The sequence below is a fragment of the Secundilactobacillus paracollinoides DSM 15502 = JCM 11969 genome (assembly GCF_001311135.1).
Lineage (GTDB): Bacteria > Bacillota > Bacilli > Lactobacillales > Lactobacillaceae > Secundilactobacillus > Secundilactobacillus paracollinoides.
In genome coordinates, this window is record NZ_BBAG01000156.1 from 1 (window position 1) to 1,135 (window position 1,135).

The window sequence follows — 1,135 nt, forward strand, 5'->3', positions numbered from 1 at the left end:
TTAATTTTATAATCTACCAATTGACTTCTATTTCCAAAAATGCCACCAATTTTTATTATTATGTGTTCTATCTTCTTTGTCATTCACTTGCTGTTTTTGGCCTGGATTAGAGATTTCAATCAAGTCATTTAATTTTTGCAGATGTTCTTTTAATTGGCGATTTTCTGTTACAGTTGTTAATTGAAGTTGTTGTTGCTGATCTATCAGTTTTGTTAGATGATCTTTTTGTCGATCTTTGCTACTTATTTGCTGGTCTTTGGTAGCAAGCTGTTTATCACGTTCAAGCTTTAAATCTCTTACTTCTCTTCTTAGAGTGGCAATTAGGTCATTATCTTCTTTGCTGGTCTTTGTTGGCTCTTTGCTATCATTTTGTTGGTTCTTTGCTAGCAAAGATTTCGATATTCTGTTCTTAACAATGCTTTCAGCTAGGGGACTAATAAGGTTTTTGCCTTGGCTGTCTTTTTGCTGGTCCTTTGTTGGTAGTCTTTGGTAATGATATTGAATAGTCTGTTTAGAGACCCCCAATTCATCTGCAAGTTGTTTAATTGTTTTGACCAAGGTTAATCACCACCCAGTTTGAATTAGAAATGCTCTTTCTCTATTTTGAAGTCAATCTATCTAAAGTACAACTTCAATCAGCAAAAATAGTTATTGTTGCGTTAAAAACGGTGTGCTAAACTAAAGCTAATTTAACAACCGAATATTAATAGATCACGTTAATAATCAAAAATCCCAATCCACTTGGGATTGAGATTTTTTGCTTATTAGCAAGTAGCTATCACCCAGCTACTTAGATTCAGTCGATTTTAACTTGGCCGTCTAAATCGACTGAACATTGAGATCTAATTTATAGATTAATTATACCCCAGACTAGTCCGCCAGGACAAGTTAAGGATAGTTAAAAAAATAAATTAAAACCAATGGACTAAGTAGCTAGCAAGGAGCTGCCTAGTCCATTTTTATTTAGCTGTTAAAAATAAAAGAAGTTGCCGTTAGGCAACTAGAAAACAACATACGCTGCTGAATCACAAAACATTCATCGTTTGAGGCTTTGTGATTCGGTTAGAGCATATCAGATTTGTATTTTAAAGCAAGTCAGATGTTTTAGCAACTCTCCTTTGAGTCAGCGTGGGTT

The 1,135-nt window shown here is 34.3% G+C and carries 1 protein-coding gene; it reads right to left on the bottom strand.

The genetic code is table 11. From position 1 onward, the window contains the following. Positions 1-27: 27 nt before the first annotated feature. Positions 28-558: a DUF536 domain-containing protein gene (locus JCM11969_RS16765; RefSeq protein ID WP_054713017.1), complete on the bottom strand. Its 531-nt coding sequence runs from the start codon at positions 556-558 to the stop codon at positions 28-30. Positions 559-1,135 lie beyond the last annotated feature (577 nt).